Origin of the sequence: Sphingopyxis sp. KK2, from assembly GCF_001990265.1 — a bacterium.
In the GTDB taxonomy this organism is placed as follows: Bacteria; Pseudomonadota; Alphaproteobacteria; order Sphingomonadales; family Sphingomonadaceae; genus Sphingopyxis.
Genome location: NZ_LYVN01000010.1, coordinates 47,890 through 54,443 on the forward strand (window position 1 = coordinate 47,890; position 6,554 = coordinate 54,443).

4 protein-coding genes are annotated in these 6,554 nt (G+C 65.6%); 1 reads left to right on the forward strand and 3 read right to left on the reverse strand.

The annotated features are described in order from the left end of the window. Positions 1-12 precede the first annotated feature (12 nt). Complete coding sequence (locus B1A78_RS03075) at positions 13-2,091, reverse strand: TonB-dependent siderophore receptor (protein WP_179101962.1); 2,079 nt, start codon at positions 2,089-2,091, stop codon at positions 13-15. Between the two features lie 294 nt (positions 2,092-2,385). Here B1A78_RS03075 and B1A78_RS03080 point away from each other — a divergent pair, with 294 nt between their 5' ends. Beyond that, positions 2,386-3,576 (forward strand): CaiB/BaiF CoA-transferase family protein, encoded by a 1,191-nt coding sequence (locus B1A78_RS03080; protein ID WP_077145541.1) that lies wholly within the window; start codon positions 2,386-2,388, stop codon positions 3,574-3,576. On the opposite strand, the gene B1A78_RS03085 is transcribed toward B1A78_RS03080, so the two are convergent. Together B1A78_RS03085 and B1A78_RS03090 are read right to left on the reverse strand one after the other, a co-directional pair. Further along, positions 3,573-4,535, reverse strand: a complete 963-nt coding sequence (locus B1A78_RS03085) for an alpha/beta hydrolase (RefSeq protein WP_077145542.1) — start codon at positions 4,533-4,535, stop codon at positions 3,573-3,575. The two genes, B1A78_RS03080 and B1A78_RS03085, sit on opposite strands and share 4 nt — an antisense overlap. Then, a partial coding sequence (locus B1A78_RS03090; protein ID WP_144037659.1) for an amidohydrolase family protein occupies positions 4,517-6,554 on the reverse strand: 2,038 nt, incomplete at its 5' end. The genes B1A78_RS03090 and B1A78_RS03085, both read right to left, overlap by 19 nt.

Sequence of the window (6,554 nt, forward strand, 5' to 3'; positions counted from 1 at the left end):
CAACTGCCCCGTTCAGAACTTGTAGGTCAGCGTCCCCTGAACGGTTCGCGGCTCGCCGTTCGCACACGACCCGAACGCCGAGCAGCCCGGATAATAGACCTCGTCGAACAGGTTGATCGCGTTGAACTGGAGCGTCCACGCCTTGTAGTCGAGCGCCACCATTGCATCGGCCAGCGTGTAGCTGGGCGTTTCCACCACAAAGGCACCGCCGAACGGATCCGAGTTAAGTTTCCCCGTATAGCGGACGCCGCCGCCGATGCGCATGCTGAGATCGTTGCCGAGTTCGACGGTCTTGGTGCCGAAGATGCTGGCAAGATATTTCGGCGTATCATCGCGCTGGCGGTCCTGACCCGACAGCCGGACCGTGCCATAGGCGAAAGCAGCGACGAGCGAGAAATCGTCGGCGACATTATAGTTCGCCTGGAACTCGACGCCCTTCGCCTTGACCGATCCGGTCTGAATCGAATTCAGCGGATTGCTCGGGTCGGTGCGGAGCGCATTATCTTCCTTGAGATCGTACAGCGACACGCGCAGCATCGTCGCGCGGGTCGGCTGCCATTTGACGCCGACTTCGACCTGCTTGCCGAACAGCGGCTGATAGGCGCTGCCGAACTGGTTGAGCCCCGAGATCGGCAGGAAGGATTCCGAATAGCTGATATAGGGCGCCAGCGTCGACGTGGCGTTGATGGTCAGGCCAGCGCGCTTGGTGGTCTTCTTGGTCTTCTCGACCGGCGCACCGACATCCACCTTCGAGACGCTGTCGTGGCGGATGCCGAGGACCAGCGACGCCACCTGGCCGAAGTCGATCTGGTCCTGCAGATAAAAGCCGGTCTGCTTCAGAATCTGCGTGTTGAAGAAGTTGAACACCGGGGCGGGGGCGGTGCCATAGACCGGGTTATAGACATCGATCGCCCCGGCATTTTCGACGAACGCCTGCCCCGACACCTGCTTGAAATAGGAATAGTCGACGCCCGCGAGCAGCTGGTGCGAGGCCGGGCCGGTCTCGAACTTGAACGCGACGCCATTGTCGGTGTTGAACGTCCGATATTTGATGTTGATCGCGAACAGGTTGCGCGGAACCGCCGTGGTGCCGGGCAGGAACGGATCGAGCGGACCGCCCGGGCTCAGATAGGTCGCGAGATAATATTCGGCCTGCTTGGTATTGGCCCAGGTGTAGCGGGTCGAACTGCGGAGGCTGAACGCGTCCGAAAATTCATGCGTCGCGAGCAGGCTGACCGCCGTATATTCCTTGTCGCCGCGATTGATGTCCGGCTCGCCGAAGAAGCTCGAGTTGCGGATACGCTGGCCCGGCAACGCCAGGAGCGATCCGACGAGCGGCATGACGTTATAGTTCGGCGGGTTATGATCTTCCTGATAGATGCCGATCAGGTCGATATTGGTCTGCTCGCCTGGCCTCCAGGTCAGCCCCCCCTGCGCCACGACGCGATCGTTGCGCGTGAAATCCATGCGCGAGTCCGAATCGCGTACCACGCCGACGAACCGCGCCGCGAGCGTGTCGCTGAGCGGACCGGTGACGTCGACGGTCGCTTCCTTGCGGTCGAAGGTGCCATAGCTGACGCTCGCACTGCCGCCGAAGTCGAATTGCGGGCGCTTGGTCTGCATGTTGGTGATGCCGCCCGAACTGCCGGCCCCGTACAGCACGGAGGCCGGGCCGACGAGCACTTCGACGCGCTCGAGCGTCGCGATTTCGGGACGCGGCATATAGACGAAGCCATAGTTGCGCTTCAGCCCATCCACATAGAGTACCGATTCGAAGCCGCGTATGTTGTTGAAATCGCCGCGCGAATCGTCGCCGCCGTTATAGACGCCCGCCGTATATTTCAGCGCTTCGCGGATGTTCAGCGCGCCGCGGTCCTGCATTTCCTCCACCGTGACGACTTCGATCGCCTGCGGAATGCGCAAGATGGGGGTGTCGGTCTTGGTCGCGGAGGTCGCGGACGTACCGGTCACCACGATATCGGACTCGTCGGTCGTTTCGGACTGGGCGAAGGCCGGCTGCGCGCAGGCCAGCGCCAGCAGCGACACCCCGAGCGATCCCCGCACCACCGCACGATCTAAACAAACGCGCATCATAACGCCCCCTTCTCTTTCTGTTGGTCTAGGTCCTGATTCCCTGGTCGTCTTCAATCTGTCATGCGACTGTAGATCGCTTGAAAATCTGTGGTTGGCCCAAATCGGGTAAAAGCCGTTTATGATGGGTGGATTTTGGCCTCTCCGGCGCGCTTACCCACGGCTAACTGCGACAAAACCAGCCATCTCTGCGGCCTTGGCCGCTTACCCATGTGCGCCCGGGCGTCGCAATACATCTCTATTTTTGGACATTTTAGTCTCTATATCGAAATAGATATCGAGGGAGAGAATGCGATGCTACCGCTGCTCAAGGGAATCCGGATCGTCGAGGTCGGCGCCGTCGTGCTCGGTCCTTATGCGGGCCAGATTCTCGCCGACCTCGGCGCCGAGGTGATCAAGGTCGAAGCGCTCGACGGTGACATCGCCCGGAACGCGCATCCGGCGGGGCCCGACGGCGGCGCTTTGTTCCTCAACAACAACCGCAACAAACGCATGCTCGCGATCGACCTCAAGCGGCCCGAGGGGCGCGCCGCACTCGCCAAATTGCTCGAAACCGCCGACGTGCTCTTCCACAATATGCGCGTCGATGCCGCCGAACGGCTGGGCCTCGGCTTCGAAGCGGTCGCCGCGATCAAGCCCGACATCATCCATTGCGCCGCGATCGGCTTCGGCCAGCGCGGTCCCTATCGCGATCGTCCGGCCTTCGACGACATCATCCAGGCGGCGAGCGGCCTCGCCGGGATCGAAACGGCCACGGGCGCCGATCCGCGCTTCGTACCGACCGTGCTCGCCGACAAGGTCGCCGCGCTGCACGCGGTCTATGCCATCCTCGCGGCGCTGGTCGCGCGCGCGAACGGCCGCACCGGCGCGATCAAGGTCGAAGTGCCGATGTTCGAAGCGCTCGCCGCCTTCCTCCTCAACGAGCATCTGGCGGGAGCGACCTTCGCGCCCGACGGCGCGCTCGGCTATCCGCGCATCCTGTCGTCCAACCGCCGTCCGTTCCGCACCGCCGACGGCTGGATCGCGGTGCTGCCCTATACCGACCGGCAATGGCACGCCTTCCTGACCGAGGTGGGCCGCGGCGATATCATCGAACAGCCCTGGTTCGCCGACCCACGCGAGCGTCCCGCGCATATCGACCGCCTCTATGCGATCGTCGCCGAGAGCCTGCCCGCGCGCCCGACCGCCGCGTGGATGGAGGCGCTTTCGGCGTGCGACGTCCCCTGCTCGACGGTCCCCGACCTCCCCGGCCTGCTCGACGATCCGCATCTCGCCGAGATCGGTTTTTTTGACGTGCCCCAGGGATATCCCGACGGCATCAAGCGCGCGCTGCCCCAGCCGGTGCTGTTCGACGGCGTCGCTCCGGCGCCCGACATCGCCCCGCGCGCGCTTGGCAGCGACAGTCGCGCCATCCTGCGCGAAGCGGGGCTCGACGATTGGGAAATCGAGACGCTCGTCAGCGCCGGCGTCGTTGCCACGGCCTAGCCGAGGCGGGCCTTCACAAAGTCGGCGCCGTCGTCAATCGCCCGCCGCGCGACCTCGGCAACCGACATCGCCTCGAGAAAGCTGTGCGTCGCCCCCGCATAGACCTGCGCGGCGGTTTCGACCCCGGCGCCCTCCAACCGCGCCTGCATTGCCAGCGACTGCTCGGTCAGCAGATCGCATTCGGGGATCGCGAGCATCACCGGAGGCAGGCCGCCCAGATCGGCCAGGATCGGGCAAGCAAGCGGATCACTCGTGCCCGCGTCCCAATCATCCAGATAATTGACGTAATAGCTCTGCGCCTCGGCGCGGTCCATGATCGACCCCGACCCGCCAAAGCGCGCCTCGGCCTCGTCGGAGACCTCGGGGGTGAAATAGCCATAGTTGGACAGGATCGCGCGGATCAGGCCGCCCTCACCGCGCGCGCGCAGCCGCAGCGCGGTCGCGAAGCTCAGATTGCCGCCCGCCGAATCGCCGCCGATCGCAAGCCGCGTCGGATCGACGCCCAGCGTCGCGCCATGCGCCTTGAGCCACAGCATCAGCGCCTCGATCCGGTCGAGTGCCACCGGATATTTGTGCTCGGGCGACAGCGGATAATCGACCCCAATCACCGTAAAGCCGCCCGCCGCGGCATATTCGCGCATCAGCCGGTCGTGCGTGTCGATCGAGAAGAGCGTGAAACCGCCGCCGTGCAGATAGACGAGCGCGGGCGCTGGAACCACCGCACCCTCGGGCCGATAGACGCGGATGCGCAGTTCGCCTGCCCCGGCATCGAAGCGACGTTCGAAGGTCTCGGCCATCATCGGGCCACCCGCCGTCCAATGCGCCCGCACCGCTTCCGACACCGCGCGCTGACGGGGAAAGTCGAGCGTGTCGAACGGCGGGTGCTCGGCCCAGCGTTGTTTCATCACCGTCAGGAATTCGGCGATCTCGGGATCGATCGTCATTTTACCGGCAGCCATTGCGCGTCCTTCTCGGCATCGATGTAGGGCGACGCGGGCATCTTGCGCGGCGTCGGCCACAGTTCGTCGAGCGTCGCGGCGTCGAACAATTGCCCGCCGCGCATCACCAGCCTGATCGACATCGTCTTGCGGATGTCGGTCAGCGGGTCTTCGTCGAACACGACCAGATCGGCATATTTGCCGGGTTCGAGCGTGCCCATGTCGGCAAGCCGTCCGATCGTTTCCGCCGCCCCGGCGGTCGCCGCATGCAGCACCGCCATCGGCTTCATCCCGCCGAGCGCATGACCCTCCATCTCGTAGTGAAAGCCGATCCCCGGCTCGTCGCCGTGCGAACCCATGCCGACCAGCGCGCCGCTTTCGGCAAGCTTCGCGGCGTCGGCAGCTAGTGCGGGCATGCGCGACGCCGCGAGCGAGCCCCAGGGCCGGAAACCCAGCTTGTGCGCGACGGCCGACGGCGACCAGAAATGCCGCACCTTGGGGTCGAGCGCGGGGTCGTGCAGCGACACATAATAGTGCCGCCCCGACGGGCCGCTGGTGTTGATAAGCAGCGTCGCGACATAGCTGGTGCGCATCTGACGATAGAGGCCGACAACATCCTCGCCAAAGGGCGTGATCGGCAGCGCATGTTCGTTGCCGGCATAGCCGTCGATGATCTGCGTCAGCATCAGCTTGGGATTGTGGCTGCCCTCGGTCGTCGGGACGATGCCCTGCTCGCGCGCGGCCATCGCGATCCACTGGCGGATGATCCGGCTTTCACCGCGATATTGCTTGATGTTGCGCAGGCCCCAGGCATCACGATAGCGACGCAGCACGTCGCGCACCTGATCGAGCGAGGTGAAGCGTTCCTTTGAAAAGAGCGCCGGTCCGGTCGAGCGCAACCGCGGCCCGATCACCAGCCCCGCGTCGATCAGGTCCTGATAGGCGATCTGGTCGATGCCGAGCGTCGAGGGATCGAAGGAGGTGGTGACCCCGAAGGCGAGCCGCGCGGGCAAATCCCATTCGTCGTAACCGATGACGTTGCGGCGCACCCCGCCGATATGGTCGTGATCGTCGATGAAACCGGGCGCGACGGTCTTGCCGCCCAGTTCGCGTTCGGGCGTGCCGGCAGGAACCGACAGCGTGCCGCGCGGGCCGATCGCCGCGATCCGGTCGCCGCTGATCAATATGTCGGCATCGTCGATGATCTTGTCGCCGCCCGCCATCGTCAGCGCCCGCGCGCCGCGCAGCAACAGGCTGCCCGCCGGCCGCGCGCGCGGCATTTCGGCGATCAGCTCGACATGCTTCGCGGGCGGGGTCGCTTTCGCATCGGGCAATATCTGCAGATAATTGCCGACGGTCCAGAGCAGGCTGCCGTCGGCGCGCCAGTCGAAGAAATCGGCCCCCATGCGCGTGACCTTGCGCCCCGTCGTCCCGGTGGCGGTCAGGTCGATCGCGACCTTGGGGTCGGCGGGCACGGGCAGGACATAGAGCTGTTCGCTCGTCTGCGCCGCGATCCATTGGCCGTCGGGACTGATCCGCAGGTCGTCGGCGTCGGCGAGCCGTTCGGTGAAATAATAATCCTGCGCCTTCACCGACGCGACAACGCGCTGGGTGCCGCCGGCAAGGTCGACCGCGACCAGCCCGTCGCGGCCGAGCAGATAGGCGGTGCCGGGCTCGCCACGCACGAAATGCGGCCGCTGCCCGAGCGCGCCGCTGGTGACGACCCGCGCCGGCCCGCCCGCTGCGGGCAGCGCGACGAGATCGGCGGGGCGCACCGTGCCGAATTCGAAACTGGTTTGCTGCCGCGCGGCGGCGGGCGAGCGGACCGCGAGGATCGACGCACCATCGGGCGTGAAGGCGGGATGGGTGTAAAAGGCCGACACATCGCTGACCTTCACCGGTGCGCCGGAGCCGTCGGCGGCGATGCTCCACACCGCGCCGCCCGCGCGCTCGCTCCAGGTGACGTAGGCGATGCGCGACCCGTCGGGGCTCCAGCCCGGGAGCGAGGCGGGTTCGCCGCTGATCGGCAGGCGCAGCGCC

Excerpts from the sequence above, each read along its gene's own strand:
- B1A78_RS03075 (WP_179101962.1), bottom strand. The coding sequence starts at position 2,091 with ATGCGCGTTTGTTTAGATCGTGCGGTGGTGCGGGGATCGCTCGGGGTG.
- B1A78_RS03080 (WP_077145541.1), top strand. The coding sequence starts at position 2,386 with ATGCTACCGCTGCTCAAGGGAATCCGGATCGTCGAGGTCGGCGCCGTC.
- B1A78_RS03085 (WP_077145542.1), bottom strand. The coding sequence starts at position 4,535 with ATGGCTGCCGGTAAAATGACGATCGATCCCGAGATCGCCGAATTCCTG.